The sequence below is a fragment of the Streptomyces sp. NPDC025793 genome (genome assembly GCF_055558375.1).
In genome coordinates this window covers 39,468-55,780 of the sequence record NZ_JBVHMR010000006.1, presented here as the reverse complement: position 1 = coordinate 55,780, position 16,313 = coordinate 39,468, and the positions used below count along the sequence as shown (strand labels likewise).

Here is a 16,313-nt window from a genome sequence, read left to right as displayed (position 1 = left end):
CGGGATGATCCAAACGACAGCCCCCAGGGCATCGACGCAGGTGTGACCCGATAGGAACGTGAAGGAGCGAGCATGCCGACGTACCTCACCCCGGGCGTGTACGTGGAGGAGGTGCAGTCCGGTGCCCGCCCGATCGAAGGGGTCGGCACCGCCGTCGCCGCGTTCGTCGGGTTCGCCCAGAACGGGCCCTTCCACGAACCGACCCTGGTCACCAACTGGGACCAGTACACCCAGCTGTTCGGCGGCTTCACCGAGGGCACCTACCTCGCGCACGCCGTCTACGGCTACTTCTCGAACGGCGGCGGCGCGGCCTACGTGGTGCGCATCGGCGGCCCCGCCGACGGCGCCTCCGCCGGAGCCGGCGGTGGCCAGGCCTCCCGGCAGGTCCGGGCGGCCGAGCCGGTCGCGCTCGGCGGATTCCATATCGCCGCCAGGCCCGGCGCCTCCGGGGTCTCGGTGGAGATCGCCGACGCGGACGGCGAGAACCCGCCCGAGGACCGCTTCAAGCTGCTGGTGCGCCAGGGCGACCAGGTCGTCGAGACGTACGACGTCTCCACCCGCAAGAACGTCAAGGGCTATGTCGTCACCCAGCTGCGCGCCTCGAAGCTGATCGAGGTCACCGAGCAGCGCGACGCCGGCCAGACCCGGCCCGCCGGCCAGACGGTGGCCGTGCCCGACGCGCCGGCCGCCCCCGCGGCGCCCGGCTCCGGCGCGGCGAACCGGCTCGACCCGGCCGAGTACGTCGGTGACGCGGCCGCCCGCACCGGGTTCGCCGGGCTGGAGTCCATCGACGAGATCACCATGGTCGCCGTCCCCGACCTGATGGGCGCCTACCAGCGGGGCGACATCGACGCCGAGGGCGTGCGCACCGTCCAGCTCGCGGTCATCTCGCACTGCGAGCAGATGGGCGACCGGGTCGCGGTCCTGGACAGCCCGCCCGGCCTGAACGCCCAGCAGGTGCGCCACTGGCGCAACGAGGAGGCGGGCTACGACTCCCGGTACGCCACCCTCTACTACCCGTGGGTGCGCGTCTTCGACCCGGCGGCCGGGCGCAACACCACGGTCCCGCCGAGCGGTCACATCGCCGGTGTGTGGGCGCGCAGCGACGCCGAGCGCGGGGTGCACAAGGCGCCCGCCAACGAGGTGATCCGCGGCGCAGTGGACCTGGACATCCGGCTCAGCAAGGGCGAGCAGGACCTGCTCAACCCGATCGGCGTGAACTGCGTCCGTGCCTTCCCCGGCCGTGGCATCCGGATCTGGGGCGCCCGCACCCTGTCCTCCGACCCGGCCTGGCGCTACCTGAACGTGCGCCGCCTGTTCAACTACCTCGAAGAGTCGATCCTGTTGGGCACCCAGTGGGTGGTCTTCGAGCCGAACGACGACCGGCTGTGGTCGAGCATCCGGCGCAACGTCACCGCGTTCCTCACCGAGGAATGGCGTCGGGGCGCGCTCTTCGGCCGCACCGCCGAGGAGGCGTTCTACGTCAAGTGCGACCGCGACAACAACCCGCAGACCTCGATCGACCAGGGTCGCGTCGTCTGCGAGATCGGTGTCTCCCCGGTCAAGCCCGCCGAGTTCGTGGTGTTCCGGCTGGCCCAGTTCTCCGACAGCACCAGCCTCATCGACGAGTGACCCGCGGGTCGGCCAAGGAAAGGTGACAGACAGTCATGGCAGAGGGCGATGCTCTTTCCACCCACGTCTTCGGCGTGCAGCTCGGCGGCTACATGGTCGAGTCGATCCAGGAGATCAGCGGGTTCTCCGTCGAGGAAGAGGTCGTCGAGGTCAGGCAGGTGACCTCGACGGGCAAGCAGATCATCCGCAAGCAGCCCGGCGCGCGCCAGGCCGGTGAGATCACGATCACCCGGGGACTCGACAAGAGCAGCGAGTTCACCAAGTGGATCAAGGAGACCCTCAACAACGGTGCCGTCGACACCGCCCGGCAGAACCTGACCATCGAGATCAAGGACACCAAGGGCGAGACGGTACGGCGCATCCAGCTGATGAACGGCTGGGCCTCCAAGTGGGAGGGGCCCTCCCTCAAGGCCGGTGAGTCCGCCGCGGCCACCGAGAGCGTCACGATCGTGTTCGAGGAGATCGTCGTCGAATGAGGCGCCGTACCGTCACGGCGGGCAACCTGGAGGAGTTCCTGGAGGCGACGGCGCCCGCCGCCGAGGCAGCGGCGGCCGAGGAGCCCCAGGCCCCGGCCGCCCGCCCCGCACCGGCCCAGGACCACGGGCTGCGCACGGAGTTCGAGTTCGAGCTGCCGCGCGGGTACGTGGACGAGGCGGGCACACTCCACCGGCACGGCTCGATGCGCCTGGCCACCGCCCGCGACGAACTGCGCCCGCAGATCGACCTGCGGGTCAAGGAGAACCCGGCCTATCTGAGCGTGGTGCTGCTGAGCCAGGTGATCACCCGGCTCGGCACGATCACCGACGTGCACGCGGGGATCGTGGAGCGGATGTACGCCACCGACGTCGCGTTCCTCCAGGACTTCTACCGCCGCGTCAACAGCGAGGGACACACCCGCGCGGCGGTGACCTGCCCGCACTGCGAGGGCGCCTTCGAGGTCGACCTCTCGGGTGGGCGCCTGGGGGAATCGTGACGTACGCACTCCCCCGGCTGCGGGAGGAGATCGCGTACATCGCCTACCACTTCCACTGGCAGCGCGAGGAGATCCTCGACCTCACCCACGCCGAGCGGCAGCAGTGGGTGACCGAGATCGCCCGTATCAACACCCGTGTGAACGAAGGCGGTTGAACACATGGCATGGCGGGACAGACTGCGCCGCCGGGCCGCGGCGCGGACTGCCGCGCCGGGCTCCGCCGCGCGCACGTCCGCGTCCGGTGCGGCGGATCCATCGGTACCGGGTGCGTCCGTGCCGGGTACCTCCGTGCCGGGTGCGCAGGGCACGTCCCTGCCCGGCGACTGGGACGGCGGCTGGCGCCGCACCTCGCCGCCGGCGCCGACCGTGGCCCGCGCCCCGCTCGGCGTCAGTGACGGCCTCACCTTCCGCGCGGGCCTCGCCTCGTGGCAGGACCCGTCCTTCGACACCGGTCTCGGACACGCCGTCCTGCCGTCCGCGCCGGTCGGCCTGGTCCGCGGGGTGACGGGCCCGCCCGCCACCGGCGGGACGTACGCCGACGGCGGACCGCTGCTGCTGCGCGCGCTGCGGACGGACGCCGGGGAGGGCGAGGGCGGCGAATCCGGCGCCGCGCACGAGGGTACGGCGCCGGCCGCCGAGGAGAACCGCAGGGACGCCAAGGGCAGCGGCAAGGGGAACGACACCGCTGACCGTTCGCGGACCTCGGTGCCGTCACACGGAACCGGGCCGGACCGGACCCGGCAGACGCCCGCGGCCGATACCGCTTCCGTCCAACGCCCGGTGGCCTCGGCCCCTCTCGTCCCGACGACCGCGCCGAGGACGCGGGTTCAGCGGACCGGGGGGCCGGGCGCCGACTCGAAGACGGGCGCGGGCCCGGGTGCCCGTGTGGTGCGGCCCGACGATCCCGGCCGCCCGGCACCGGGACCGGAGATTCCGGTGGTACGGCGCATCGCCGTGGTGCCGGACGCCTCGCGTGTCTCCGCCGCGCCCGGGGCTCCTGCCGTCCGCCGTACGGCACCGGAGGCCGGACGCCCCACATCGCGGGAGCGGGCGGCGAACAGTCCCGTGCGCCCTACGACTCCGGGCCCCTCGCTGACCGTCGCCCGGCGCGTGGCCACGCCGGTACGACGGATCACGGCGCTACGGCCCACCGTCCGAGCGACAGAGGTGCCCCCTTCCCCCACTGCCACCCATGCGGACGCGGCGCCGGTCCCCCTCACGGGTGAGGGTCCCCGGACCACACCCGCAGGACCGACACCCACCGTGCAGCGCGCCGCCGCCCGACCCGGCACCAGGCGGCCGCTGGGCGAACCGCTGACCGAACTCCCCTCCGCCGCACGGCCATTGGCACCCGACGCCACGGGCGCGACCCGACCGGCGGAGGACGCACACCCGGCGGACGGTCCGGCACTGCCGATCGTCCAACGCCAGCTGGACGCCCCCGCTCCCGAGCCCACGCCCACCCTGCAGCGCGCCGCCGCCCCCGCCCGCCCCGACACCAGGCCGCCGCTGGGCGAATCCATGCCTGAACTTCCCCCAACTGCAGGGCCATTGGCACCGGACACGCCCACCGTGCAGCGCGCCGCCGCCCCCGCCCGCCCCGACACCAGGCCGCCGCTGGGCGCACCCCTGACCGAACTCCCTTCCACCGCACGGCCACTGACGGACGACGCCACAGGCACCGCTCGACCGGCAGACGGACCGGCGCTGCCGATCGTGCAGCGTCAGGTGGACACTCCTGTTCCCGCGCCGGGTTCGCACGTAAGCGGTCCGGCGGCGCCCAGGGCCGAGGGACGGGAGTCCAGCCCGGCTGCCGCTCCCGCCCCGCCCCGCCCGTCCGACGCACGCCCGTCTGCCACCGGCGCGTCCGGTGTCCGGGCCCGTGGCGGCCTGGGGGCGCCGCTGCCGTCGATGCCGGCGACGGCGGACGTGCCGGGTTCCGCCGGTCCCGGTCGTCGGCCGCACACCTCGGTCGGCCCGGTCACTCCGCACGTCCAGCGCACCCCCGCACACGCGGACCGGTCCGTATCCGGCCCCCACACGGGCACCGCCCCCCTGCTGGGCACGACAGACACCGCGAGCATCGACACCAACTCCCTTGCGGACAAGGGAGATCCACCGTCATCTGCGAACCCCGCTCCGACCACCGCCACCCCCCTCGTCACTCCGGGCGGCCCTCGGCCCACGCCCTCCGCCACACCCGAACCCGGCACCGGCCCGGCGCGGCCCACGCCCGCATCGGAGACCCGGACGGTGTCCGCGAGCAGCACCGGAGCACCGCCCCGGACGCGCCCCGGTGGAACCCCGCCGGTCGTCATCGCCCGGGCCGTCACCTCCTCTGCCCCCCTCGCGGCACACACCTTCACGGCCTCGCACGGGACGGCCCAGCGCAGCCTTTCCCTGCTCGCCACTCGCCCGCTCACGGTCAACACCCGGGTCCCGGACGGCATCGCGCCGCCCGCCGTCGCCCGCGCCGCCGAGCGTCCGGTCGTGACCGCGTCCTGGCGACGCGAACCGACCGGGACGCAGACACCGGCACAAGCACCGGCACGGGCGCAGGCACCGGCACCGGCACCGGCACCGGCAACGCAGCTGCAGCGCAGCGTCGGGGGCATCCCGGGGTCGACCGCGTCGTACAACTCGCCTTCCCGCGAGTTCGGTTCGGCGCAGCCTCGCCGCGCCGTCCCCGTCGTACGGCCGAATCCACCCGTCCAGCGCGCCACACCACTGCGGCCACAGCCGCTGCCCGTGACCGATCCGCAGGCGGCCCCGGTGCGGGACCGCCCGGCGGGCCCGGATCCGCGGCCCGCCCCGCCGATTCCCGTCGTCCAGCGGGCCGTGGCCAACGCCCCCACCGGCACCCCCACCGGCGCCGGTCTCGTACCTCCCGGTGTGCCGGTGGCCGCCGTGCCCGCGGGGACGGTGCAGCGGTCGCCGTCCGCGGGGACGGCGACCGGGAGGGCCACGGGCTCGCACCCGGTCCGGTCGGCCGAGGCCGCGCGGGACCCCGGGATCGACCTGGACGAGCTGGCGCGGCGGCTGCTGGAGCCGATGGCGCGGCTGTTGCGGGCCGATCTGCGGCGGGGGCGGGAACGTGCGGGCCGGCCGTATGACGGACGGCGCTGAGGACAGGGAACGGATGACCTACGGATGACCGACAACATCTTCGCGACGAGCGTGTTCTTCCGGCTCGCGATCGGCGGCAACGACCTGGGGGCCTTCCACACCTGCTCCGGCATGGGGGCGGAGGTGGAGATGGAGACGTACGCCGAGGGCGGCAACAACGGCTTCACCTGGCAGTTGCCCGGCCGGGTGACCTGGTCGAACATCACGCTCACCCGGCCGGTCACCGCCGACACGGCGAAGATCGCGCGCTGGCTGGACGAGACACTGCGGCGAGTGGAGCCGAAGGACGGGGAGATCGTGGCGCTGCGGCCGGATCTGAGCAAGATCATCAGCTGGCAGGTGCTCGGCATCGTGCCGGTGCGCTGGCAGGGGCCGTCGTTCGATCCCGCCACCTCGCAGGCGGCGGTGGAGACGCTGGAGATCGCCCACGAGGGACTGAGGCCTTCCTGATGGCCGCCGTTCGCGCCAGTGTGGCGAGGGCCCAGCTGACCCTGAAGGAACCCCCGGCGGCGGTGGGCGCCAAGCCCGGCGGGACGATCGCGCGGCTGAACCTCCAGTTCAACCCCAACAGCCTTCAGCTGCGCAAGTCCACCGAGTGGCGCCGTACCCCGTCGCGGATGGCCGGGGAGTCGGCGCTGCCGGAGTTCGTGGGCAGCGGCCCGCGCGAGCTGAGCCTGGAGGTCTTCCTCGACGCCACCTCGAAGCACGACGACTCGGTCGAGCAGGCGGTCGAGAAGCTGATGAAGGGGTGCGTGCCGACCCCGGCGAGCCTCGCCCGGAAGAAGCCCGCCAGTCCGTGGGTGCGCTTCGAGTGGGGTTCGGCCCGTACGACGTCGTTCGACGGGGTGCTGTCGAGCCTGTCGGTGACGTACTCGCTGTTCGACGTGGACGGCAAGCCGCTGCGCGCGACCTGCTCGCTGTCGATCGAGGAGGCGAGCGTCGACCCGCCGGGGCAGAACCCGACCTCCGGCGCGCGTACGGCCCGCAGCACGCACACCGTGGTGGCCGGGGACAGTCTGCCGCTGCTGGCGTGGCGGGAGTACGGCGACGCGACGGCCTGGCGGGTCATCGCGGAGGCGAACGGGATCGACGACCCGATGGCTCTCGCGCCCGGTGCCGAACTGGTGGTGCCGGCGCTCGGGGACGTGGGCGGTGAGGAGGAACGGTGAGCACACCCGAGGCACGCGGCGGCCGGTCGTTCGCGGCGGACCCCGTCGTGGAGGCGCCCGGTGAGCTGCCGCGGATCTGGGCGGCGCAGCTGGTGAGCTGTGTCGTGGACGAGAACGTGGGCCTGCCGGACACCGCGGTGCTCACGTACCGCGATCCCGACCACGAGTTCCTGAAGTCGACCGGCATCACCCTCGGTACGCCGCTGCGGGTGTCGGTCGTGACGGTCTCCGGGCAGGCCCGTGAGCGGCTGTTCAACGGCGAGGTCACGGCCGTGGAGATCGACCGGGACTCGACCGGGTCGTTCACGGTGGTGCGCGCCTATTCCGTCGCGCACCGGCTCCAGCGGGGCCGGAAGGTGGTGGCGTACCGGAACATGACGGCCGCCGCGATCGTCCGCAAGGTGGCCGCCGGGGCGGGGCTCCCCGTCGGGAAGGTCGAAGCCGCGCCGGTCACGTACAAGCAGTTGTCACAAGCCAACGTCTCCGACTGGGACTTCCTCCAGTACCTGGCGGGCGAGAGCGGTGCGCAGGTGCGGGTGGACGACAAGGGCGTGCTGCAGTTCACCGAGCCCGAGAAGGCCTCCGCGGCGCCCGCGCCGTCGACACCGGCCACGCAGAGCCCGATGGTGCTGGAGTACGGGCGCAACCTGCTGGCGCTGCGGGCCGCGCTGTCGGGTGCGGACGGGGCGTCGCAGGTCGAGGTGCGCGGCTGGGACGTCACCACCAAGACGGCGCTGGTGGCCCGGCAGCAGTCGGTGACCAGCGACACCGTACTGCCTGGTCTGGCACCGGCGTTGGGCGCCCGGTTCGGGAAGTCGGCGAAGCTGACGGTGACGGACACGCCGTACCGCACGCAGGCCGAGACGACGGCCGTCGCGGGTGCGCTGGCCGCTCAGGTCGGTGCCGGCTTCGGCGAGGTGGAGGCGCTGGTCGAGGGAAGTCCGCGGTTGCGGGCGGGCGTGCCGGTCGCGCTCGGCAACGTGGGGCCCGCGTTCTCCGGCCGGTACACGGCCACGGCGGTGCAGCACAGTCTGGACCCGCACGGCGGCTACCGGACGACGGTGTGGGTGAGCGCCAGTCCGGACCGGTCCCTGGCGGGCCTGGTGACCGGCGCGAACGCGCCCGGGCGCGGCCCGCGCATGCCGGGGCTGGCGATCGGCGTGGTGACGGACGTGCGTGAGCCGGGCGGTGCGCAGAGCGGCGGTGTCCGGCTCAGGTTCCCCTGGCTGGACGACACGTACGTCACCGACTGGGTGCGTACGGTGCAGTGGGGCGGCAAGGGCGGCGGGGGTGTGGTGAGCCCCGAGGTCAACGACGAGGTGCTGGTCGGTTTCGAACAGGGCCTGCTGGACAGCCCGTACGTCATCGGCGGCCTGTACAACGGTGTGGACCGGCCCTCGAAACACGACGTGCCGCTGATCGACCGGACCAGCGGGAAGGTCAACCGCCGCTCGGTGGTGTCGCGTTCGGGGCATCGGCTCGAACTGCTGGATCCTGCGACGGGACCGTCCGGGGTGCGGCTGCGCACCGCGGACGAGCGGCTGGAGGTGCTGCTGGACGACCGCAACAACCGGCTGGAGCTGACCGTGTACGCGGCCGGCGGCCGGCGGGCGCTGTCCTCGGTGGTGCTGGACGGCCGGGGCATCACGCTCGACGCGAAGACCGGCAAGGTCAGTGTGAAGGGCGGCAGCGTGGAGATCGAAGGCACCAACTCGGTCAAGGTCGGGGGCCGTTCGGTGACGGTCTCCGGGCAGACGGAACTCACGCTCGACGGCGGCCTGCTCGGCGTACTGAAGGCGGATCTCGTGCGCATCAACTGACGATCACCATCGACACGGTTCACCCTTTTCCCAAGGCCGTTGAGGCCATGAACACCCTGGATTCCGAGGAGCCCGGCATGCCCGCCGCAGCCCGTACCGGCGACCCCACCAACCACGGGGGTGTGATCGCCACCCCGCCGCCCGGCGCCGCCGCGGCGGTGGCGCGCGTGCTGATCGGCGGCAGGCCCGCCGCCGTCGTGGGCAGTCTGCACACCTGTGTGGTGCCCCCGCACGCGGCCCTCGGCCCGGGCAATGTGATCATGCCCAATCCGGCCTCGCTCGTCTCGGGCCAGGTGCTCATCGGCGGGTTGCCGGCGGCCCGGATGGGCGATTCCACCACGTGTGGCGCGACCGTTCAGCTCGGCGCCCTGAACGTCCAGATCGGAGGGGTGTGATGAGCGAACGGTTCATCGGCCGCGGCTGGGCGTTCCCGCTGCGGGTCGGGCCGACCGGCGGGATCGCCATGGTGGAGCGGGAGCGGGAGATCGAGGAGGCGATCCGGCTGATCCTGGGGACCGCGCCCGGCGAGCGCCCGATGCGGCCGGAGTTCGGCTGCGGCATCCACGAGTACGTCTTCGCGCCCGGCGACGGCGCCACCGCCGGCCGGATCGCGCAGGAGGTGCGCACGGCGCTGGAGCGCTGGGAGCCGCGGATCACGGTGGACGACGTGGTGGTGGCCTTCGACGCGGTGGACGACGGAACCCTCTACATCGACGTGCGCTACACGGTGCGTTCCACCAACGACCGGCGCAACCTGGTGTTTCCCTTCTACACGATCCCCTCCGAGGAGGGGGCCGAGGAAGCGGTCGCGGACTGATGGCCCTGCCCTCCCCCAACCTGGACGACCGGCGGTTCCAGCAACTCGTCGACGAGGCGAAGCGGTACGTGCAGCAGCGCGCGCCGGAGTGGACCGACCACAACGTCTCCGATCCGGGTGTCACCCTGATCGAGACGTTCGCCTACATTGTCGACCAGCTGCTGTACCGGCTGAACCGGGTGCCGGACAAGAACTACACCGCCTTCCTGGACCTGTTGGGAATCCGGTTGTTCCCGCCGGCGGCGGCGAGCGCCGAGGTCGACTTCTGGCTGTCGGCACCGCAGCCCGACGCGGTGACGCTGCACGCCGGGACCGAGGTGACCACGGCGGACGGCGAGGCGGAGGAGCCCGTGGTGTTCGCCACCACGGATGAACTGCGCATCGTGCCGAGCGAGTTGACCCGTCTGGTGACCGCCCCGCGCACCGGTGAGCAGACCGACAGGACGCGTGAGCTGGGCGAGGGCCGCGACGTGCGGTGCTTCCAGCCGGCGCCCGAGCCGGGGGACGCGCTGCTGTTCGGGCTGCCCGCGGCCGTGCCGCGGTGCATCGTCGCCGTCCGGCTGGACAGCCGGGTGGAGGGCGTCGGCGTCGACCCGCGCCAGCCGCCGCTGGTGTGGGAGGCGTGGGACGGCGCCCGCTGGCAGGTGTGCGAGACCGGCTCGGACACCACGGGCGGCCTGAACCGGCCCGGCGAGGTCATCGTGTACGTCCCGGCCGGGCACACGGCCTCGGTGATCGGCGGGGCCCGCGCGGGCTGGCTGCGCTGCCGGGTCACCGAGGCGCAGCCGGGCCAGCCGTTCTACTCGGAGTCACCGACTGTGCGCGAGGCGACGGCCTTCACGGTCGGCGGCACCGGCACCGTCGAGCACGCGGAGACGGTCACGGACGTACCGCTCGGCACGTCGGAGGGGGTGCCGGGCCAGACGTTCCGGCTCGGCCGGCCGCCGGTGCTGCTGGACGGCGAGCCCCCGGTGGTGGAGGTCTCCTCGGCCGACGGCTGGCTCCGCTGGGACGTCGTGGAGCACTTCGGCCGCTCCGGCCCCGCCGACCGGCACGTCCAAGTAGACGCGACCACCGGCCAGTTCACCTTCCCGCCCGCGCTGCGCGAGCCAAACGGGACGGTGCGCCTGTGCGGGGCGGTGCCGGAGAAGGGCGCCCAGATCCGGGTGTCCCGCTATCGCACCGGCGGCGGCCCGGCCGGCAATGTGGCCCGGGGCGCGATCTCGGTGCTGCGCAGCTCCGTGCCGTACATCGCCCGGGTCGTCAACCGGGAGGCGGCGCGCGGCGGGGTGGACGGCGAGACCGTCGCCAACGCCAAGCTGCGGGCGCCGGACGCGCTGCGGATGCAGGAGCGGGCGGTGACGGTCGAGGACTACGAGATCATCGCCCGGCAGGCGGCGCCCTCGGTGCACCGGGTGCGCTGTCTGCCGACGGCCGAAGGGGCGGGCGCCGTACGGGTGTTGGTGGTGCCGGACGCCGTGGCCGACGACGGCGACCGGCTCCGCTTCGAGCAGCTCATCCCCTCGGACCAGGTGCTCGCCGCGATCACCGAGAGCCTGGACGAGCGGCGGCTGCTCGGGACCCGGCTGGTGGTGGAGCCGCCGGTCTACCAGGGCGTCACGGTCGTCGCCCGGCTCGCGACGGCCCCCGAGGACACCGACCGGGTACGGGACGCGGCCCTCGCCGCGCTGTTCCGGTACCTCAATCCGCTGCACGGCGGACCGGACGGCACCGGGTGGCCGTTCGGGCGGCCCGTGCAGTACGGCGAGATCTTCGGCCTGCTGCAACGCGCAACGGGCAACGCGCTGGTGGAGGAGATCCGGCTGTTCGCCGCCGACCCGATCACGGGCCGGCGGGGCACCCCGGCGGACCGTGTCGACGTGGCCGCGGGCGCGCTGGTGTTCTCGTACCAGCACCAGGTCGTCGTACAGCCGATGCAGCAGCCGGGAGGTACGGCATGAGCCGCGCCGCCGTCCCCGGCCTGCCGAGCCGGCACCCGATCGGCGGGCTGCTGCCCGCGCTCTACGCCGACGACGACTTCGCCCAGCGGTTCACCGCCGGTCTGGACACCGTCCTCGCCCCGGTGTTCACGACCCTCGACAGCCTGCCCGCCTACCTCGACCCGCGCGTCGCGCCGCTCGACTTCGTGGCCTGGCTGGCGTCGTGGGTGGGCGCCGCCGACGACCCGGAGTGGTCCGCGGAACTGCGCCGCGAGGCGGTGGTGCGGGCGATGGAGCTGCACCGCTGGCGCGGCACCCGGCGCGGCCTGGTGGAGCGGCTGCGGCTCACCCTCGGGGTGAACGCCGAGGTCAGCGGCGACGGCGCGGCGGTGTGGTCGCGCACGCCGGGCACCGAGCCGCCGCCCGCGCCGGCCGGTGAGGTGCTGGTCCGGGTGTGGCCGGGCCGCGACCCGGAGGTGGACGAGGGCCGGGTCCGCGAGGCCGTCCGGGCCCTGTGCCCCGTGCATGTCTCCTGCCGGGTGGAGATCCTGCCCGGCCCGCCCGCCGACGAAGGGAGGTGACGCCGTGCGCGCCTGTCCCGTGTGCGGAGCGTCCAACGAGCCCGATGACGACTTCTGCTCCAACTGCGGGTCGTACCTGGGGTGGTCCGAGGAGGCCGCACCGCAGGGCCCGTCCGAGTCCGGGGCCACCTCCGGGTCCGGGTCCGGGTCCGGGTCCGGGCCCGAGCCAGGGTCCGCGTCCGCGTCCGCCCCGGCTCCGGCCGCCGCGCCTGAGTCCGCGGCACCGCCCGCCCCGGCGCCCGCTCCGGCCTCCACGACCTCCACGCCCCCACCGGCCGCCGCGGCTTCAGACGACGGGGAGCCTTCCACGTCGTCGGTCCGCCCGTCGTCGTCCCTGCGGTCCAGGCTGACGGGCCGGACCCGGCGGGAAGCGGGGCGCCCGGGCGGTGCGTCGCCCGAGGGCGCCTCGCCAGAGGTGGTCAACCCGCCGCGCACGGGTGGGAGTTCGGCCGCCGACGCCGGAACCGGTGACGCGGAGCGCCCGGCTCGGGAGGCCGAAGGCCGTACGCCCCGTACGCCCGACGACGGGGCAGATGAGGCGGCAGGCACGGCAGCCGATGCCCCACCGTCCGCACCCGTACCGTCCGCCCCGCCTGCGACGCCTGTTCCCGCCGTTCCCCCGGTGCGCCCGGAACCCACACCCGCACCCCCGGCCGAGCCCGAGCCCGAGGCCATCGGACCCGTGGCGCCCGCGAAGCCGGTCGCGCCGCGGCCGGTCGTACGGCCGGTGGCGGCGCAGGAGGAGGTGTCCGGGGTGCCGTGCCCGGTGTGCGGCACGCCCAATCCGCCCGGCCGCCGGTTCTGCCGCCGCTGTGCCAGTCCGCTGGATCCGACGGCGCAGCGGGCTCCGCTGCCCTGGTGGCGGACGATCTGGCCGCTGCGGCGCCGCGTACGGGCGGGGTCCGGGCGGTGGATCCGGTTCCTGGTGATCCTGGCCGTGGTCGTGGCCCTGTGCGCGGGCTGCTTCTTCCTCCTGCCCGCGGGGCGCGCCCTGTTCGAGGACACCCGGGACAAGCTCAGCGGCGTCAAGGCCGTCAGCCCGGTGGACGTGCGCGCGAGTGCCGAGGAGCCCGGGCATCCGGCGAAGAACACCACGGACGGGCTCAGCAACCGCTATTGGGCCGTGCCCGGGGCGGGAGCCTCGATCACGTACACCTTCGGCAAGCCGTTCCGGATGGTGGACCTCATCATCACCAACGGCGCGTCGAGGAAGCCGGAGCAGTACGACCGGGAGGCGCGGGCGCTCCGGATGGACATGGAGGTCACGTCGGCGGACGGCTCGGTGCACCACAAGGAGATCGACCTCGCCGACAAGGCCGGCGACACGACCGTCACGACCGGGATCGACGACGTGGTGAAGGTACGGCTGACGCTGGGCTCGGTCACGGGGCTCACCGGAAGCCGTCATGTCGCCCTCGCCGAGGTCGAGTTCTTCCAGCGGAGCTGATCCGTGCCGCCGTCCGGGGCCGTCCGGTTCAGCGGGGCGCGTCCATGCGCTGGGTGCCGATGACCGACAGCAGCCGCAGCGCCTCCTCGGAGGACGAGCCCGGGACGGCGGTGTAGATCACGACCTGCTGGTCCCGGTCGGTGAGGTCGAGCGCGTCGCAGTTGACGGTGACCGGCCCGACGACCGGGTGCCGGAACGTCTTGCGCAGGGTGGGTGTCACCGCCACGTCGTGGGACGCCCAGAGCCGGGCGAACTCCTCGCTGCCGTCGAGGAGTTCGCGGATCAGTGCGCTCACCTCGGGGTCGTCGGGGTAGCGGGCGGCGGCGGTGCGCAGGCGCCGGGCCGCATGCCGGGCGAAGGCGTCCGCGTCGCAGACGCCGTACAGCCTGCGTCCCTCGGGGCGCGGGCCGAGGAAGGCGCGGCGGGCGAGGTTGCGCTCGCGCCGGGGCAGGGCCGAGAAGTCCTCCATGAGGGCGGCCGCCAGGTCGTTCCAGGCGAGCACCTCCAGCAGGGCGGAGGTGACGAAGGCGGCGGAGTGCGGCAGCCGGTGCACCAGGTCGAGGATGCTCCGCGGCACCTCGCGGGAGGGTCCGGGCGGCGGGCCGGGCGGGGCGCCGGCGAGGAGGTGGAGATGGTCGCGCTCGGCGTCCGTCAGGCGCAGGGCCCGGGCCAGCCCGCTCAGCACCTCGCGCGAGGGGCGCGGGCCGCGGGCCTGCTCCAGCCGGGTGTAGTACTCCGTCGAGATGTACGCCAGCTGCGCCACCTCCTCGCGCCGCAGCCCCGGTGTGCGACGGCGGGGCCCGGCGGGCAGGCCCACGTCGGCGGGGCCGATCCGCTCGCGCCGGCTGCGCAGGAAGGCCGCGAGTTCCGCTCTGTCCACCTCTCCAGTGTGCGCGGGGGCCGCGCGGCCGATCCAGGTACTCCCGGTGCCTGGATGTGCCCCGCGCACGGCCGCAGGCTCGGTGCCATGGAGAACACACACACCCTTTTCCCGACCGCCGCCGCTCCCGGCCTCCTGGCGGGCAAGGTCGCCTTCGTCACCGGCGCCGGGCGCGGGATCGGCGCCGCGGCGGCCCGGCTCTTCGCCCGGGAGGGGGCCCGGGTGATGCTGGCGGCCCGTACGGAGGAGCAGTTGAAGACCGTGGCCGAGGAGATCCGGGCGGCGGGCGGCAGAGCGGACCACGTGGTGTGCGAGCTGGCCGACGCGCGGAGCGTGCGGGCGGCGGTGGACCGTACCGTCGAGGTGTACGGCCGTCTCGACGTCGCCTTCAACAACGGTGCGACGATCCAGCCGCCCGGCCCCATGGACGGGCTGCCGGAGGCCGACTTCGACCATGTCTACGCGGTGAACCTGAAGGGCGTCTGGCTGGCCATGGTCGCCGAGGTCGACGCGATCCGGGCGACGGCGGGGACCGGTGCCATCGTCAACAACTCGTCCGTCGGCAGCCATCGGGCCAATCCCGAACTGCCCGCGTACGCCGCGATGAAGCGGGCGGTGAACAGCCTGACCGAGTCGGCCGCCGTGACGTACGGCCCGGAGGGGATCCGGGTGAACGCCGTCGCGCCGGGCGGCACGCTGACGCAGATGATCCGGACCTGGGAGGAGCGGTCCCCCGGTCTCCGCGACCGGCTCAAGGCCCGCACCCCGCTGGGCCGTGCGGCCGACCCCGGGGAGATCGCCGAGGCCGCCGCGTGGCTGCTGAGCGACCGTGCCTCCTACGTGAGCGGGGCGGTGCTGAAGGTCGACGGCGGCGCAGGGGCCTGAACTCCCGCCGCGTTGCGGTCAGTCGAGGCCGAGGACGCTCATGGTCTGCTCGGCCATGCGCTGTTCGCCGAGCGCGTTGGGGTGGACGGGCACGATGTTCGTCCCGAAGAGCAGCGGCTCGATCCACCGGGTGCCGATCGGCTTGCAGGCGTCGTGCCCCGCGGAGGCCTGGGAGAAGTCGACGTATGTGGCTCCGCTCTCCTCGGCGGCGCGCTCCACGACGGCGTTGAGGTGGGCCTGGATGGCGTGCAGGTACGGCACGTCGCCCTCGGCGATGGGCAGTTGGGCGAAGCAGGACGGGTCGGCGGTGGCGGGCGTGATCCACGGGTAGCCGAGCACCGCCACGCGGGCGTCGGGCGCCTTGGCCCGTACGGCGCCCAGCGCGCTCTTCAGCGCGGGGTAGGTGTTGGCGTCGATGGCGTCCTCGAAGGACGTGCCGTACCTGTCCTCGCAGGGGCTGCCCTGGCCGGCGCTGAGGATCCCCGCGGTGCCGCAGTCCAGGACGGCGTTGATGAAGGTGCCGTTGTCGTTGCCGCCGATGGTCAGCGTCACCAGGTCGGTGTCCGAGGTGACGGCGTCTGCCTGCGGGGCGATCCCGGGGTACTGCGACGCGGTGAAGTCCTTGGTCTGGGCGGCTCCGCAGGTGACGTCCGTCAGCCGGGCGCCGGTGCGGGCGGCGAGGACGTGGGGGTAGTTGGCCGTGGAGCGCAGGCACAGCAGGTTGCCGAGGTCGACGGGCAGGACGCCGGAGGCGGCGCTGTAACTGTCGCCGAGGGCCGCGTAGTTCAGGGGGGTGGCGGCCTGGGCGGGCGTGGCGGTGAGGCCGAGGGCCAGGGTTCCGGCGAGTGCGGATGCCGCGGCGACGACGCGGCGCAGGGCAGGCGTGGGCATGGCAGGTGCTCCCTCTTCTCGGGTGGGGGACACGGAGCCGGCGGGCACGAGAGAGCCCGCACGGGTGCTGGTGCGCGAGAAAGTGGCGGCTCAGAGCAAGGGGAGTGCCGTGAAGCGTGGGGGTTACCGCTAGGTACTACTGAAAAGTAATG

16 protein-coding genes and 1 pseudogene are annotated in these 16,313 nt (G+C 73.7%); 15 read left to right on the top strand and 2 right to left on the bottom strand.

Features of this window, described 5'->3' with window-relative positions; genetic code table 11:
- Positions 1-72: 72 nt before the first annotated feature.
- The 14 genes and pseudogenes from ACZ4MF_RS14570 (at position 73) to ACZ4MF_RS14505 (ending at position 13,505) form a co-directional block, all read left to right on the top strand.
- Positions 73-1,632: a phage tail sheath family protein gene (locus ACZ4MF_RS14570; RefSeq protein ID WP_467492346.1), complete on the top strand. Its 1,560-nt coding sequence runs from the start codon at positions 73-75 to the stop codon at positions 1,630-1,632.
- Positions 1,633-1,667: 35 nt separating this feature from the next.
- Positions 1,668-2,108: a phage tail protein gene (locus ACZ4MF_RS14565; protein ID WP_071376035.1), complete on the top strand. Its 441-nt coding sequence runs from the start codon at positions 1,668-1,670 to the stop codon at positions 2,106-2,108.
- On the top strand, positions 2,105-2,605 hold the full coding sequence (locus ACZ4MF_RS14560) for a hypothetical protein (protein ID WP_467492345.1): 501 nt from the start codon (positions 2,105-2,107) through the stop codon (positions 2,603-2,605). Before ACZ4MF_RS14565 ends, ACZ4MF_RS14560 begins: the two co-directional genes overlap by 4 nt.
- Entirely contained in the window at positions 2,602-2,760 is a 159-nt protein-coding gene (locus tag ACZ4MF_RS14555) for a DUF6760 family protein (protein WP_356024072.1), read from the top strand. Before ACZ4MF_RS14560 ends, ACZ4MF_RS14555 begins: the two co-directional genes overlap by 4 nt.
- Positions 2,761-2,878: 118 nt before the next feature.
- Positions 2,879-5,731, top strand: a complete 2,853-nt coding sequence (locus ACZ4MF_RS14550) for a hypothetical protein (RefSeq protein WP_467492344.1) — start codon at positions 2,879-2,881, stop codon at positions 5,729-5,731.
- 24 nt (positions 5,732-5,755) lie between these two features.
- Entirely contained in the window at positions 5,756-6,181 is a 426-nt protein-coding gene (locus ACZ4MF_RS14545; RefSeq protein WP_358656505.1) for a phage tail protein, read from the top strand.
- A complete protein-coding gene (locus ACZ4MF_RS14540; protein WP_467492572.1) occupies positions 6,178-6,900 on the top strand; it encodes a CIS tube protein in 723 nt (240 codons plus the stop codon). The genes ACZ4MF_RS14545 and ACZ4MF_RS14540 overlap by 4 nt, the downstream gene beginning before the upstream one ends.
- Positions 6,897-8,720, top strand: coding sequence for a VgrG-related protein (locus ACZ4MF_RS14535; protein ID WP_467492343.1), 1,824 nt, complete (start codon positions 6,897-6,899; stop codon positions 8,718-8,720). The genes ACZ4MF_RS14540 and ACZ4MF_RS14535 overlap by 4 nt, the downstream gene beginning before the upstream one ends.
- A gap of 77 nt (positions 8,721-8,797) precedes the next feature.
- Positions 8,798-9,115, top strand: coding sequence for a PAAR domain-containing protein (locus ACZ4MF_RS14530; protein ID WP_467492342.1), 318 nt, complete (start codon positions 8,798-8,800; stop codon positions 9,113-9,115).
- Positions 9,115-9,537: a GPW/gp25 family protein gene (locus ACZ4MF_RS14525; protein ID WP_356024060.1), complete on the top strand. Its 423-nt coding sequence runs from the start codon at positions 9,115-9,117 to the stop codon at positions 9,535-9,537. The genes ACZ4MF_RS14530 and ACZ4MF_RS14525 overlap by 1 nt, the downstream gene beginning before the upstream one ends.
- Positions 9,537-11,498, top strand: a complete 1,962-nt coding sequence (locus ACZ4MF_RS14520; RefSeq protein WP_467492341.1) for a putative baseplate assembly protein — start codon at positions 9,537-9,539, stop codon at positions 11,496-11,498. Before ACZ4MF_RS14525 ends, ACZ4MF_RS14520 begins: the two co-directional genes overlap by 1 nt.
- Positions 11,495-12,058, top strand: coding sequence for a phage tail protein (locus ACZ4MF_RS14515; protein ID WP_356024055.1), 564 nt, complete (start codon positions 11,495-11,497; stop codon positions 12,056-12,058). The genes ACZ4MF_RS14520 and ACZ4MF_RS14515 overlap by 4 nt, the downstream gene beginning before the upstream one ends.
- A pseudogene (locus ACZ4MF_RS14510) lies at positions 12,003-12,128 on the top strand (zinc-ribbon domain-containing protein); the annotation flags it as partial. The gene ACZ4MF_RS14515 and the pseudogene ACZ4MF_RS14510, both read left to right, overlap by 56 nt.
- Positions 12,129-12,680: 552 nt before the next feature.
- Entirely contained in the window at positions 12,681-13,505 is an 825-nt protein-coding gene (locus ACZ4MF_RS14505) for an NADase-type glycan-binding domain-containing protein (protein ID WP_467492571.1), read from the top strand.
- A 28-nt stretch (positions 13,506-13,533) separates the two neighbouring features.
- Here the strand turns inward: ACZ4MF_RS14505 and ACZ4MF_RS14500 are convergent, their stop codons facing one another.
- On the bottom strand, positions 13,534-14,385 hold the full coding sequence (locus ACZ4MF_RS14500) for a helix-turn-helix transcriptional regulator (protein WP_467492340.1): 852 nt from the start codon (positions 14,383-14,385) through the stop codon (positions 13,534-13,536).
- A gap of 87 nt (positions 14,386-14,472) precedes the next feature.
- Here ACZ4MF_RS14500 and ACZ4MF_RS14495 point away from each other — a divergent pair, with 87 nt between their 5' ends.
- Positions 14,473-15,270 carry an SDR family NAD(P)-dependent oxidoreductase gene (locus ACZ4MF_RS14495; protein WP_467492339.1) on the top strand — a complete coding sequence of 266 codons (798 nt, stop codon included), beginning with the start codon at positions 14,473-14,475 and terminating at the stop codon, positions 15,268-15,270.
- An 18-nt stretch (positions 15,271-15,288) separates the two neighbouring features.
- Here ACZ4MF_RS14495 and ACZ4MF_RS14490 read toward each other — a convergent pair whose 3' ends face one another.
- Entirely contained in the window at positions 15,289-16,161 is an 873-nt protein-coding gene (locus ACZ4MF_RS14490) for an SGNH/GDSL hydrolase family protein (protein WP_467492338.1), read from the bottom strand.
- Between the last annotated feature and the right edge of the window lie 152 nt (positions 16,162-16,313).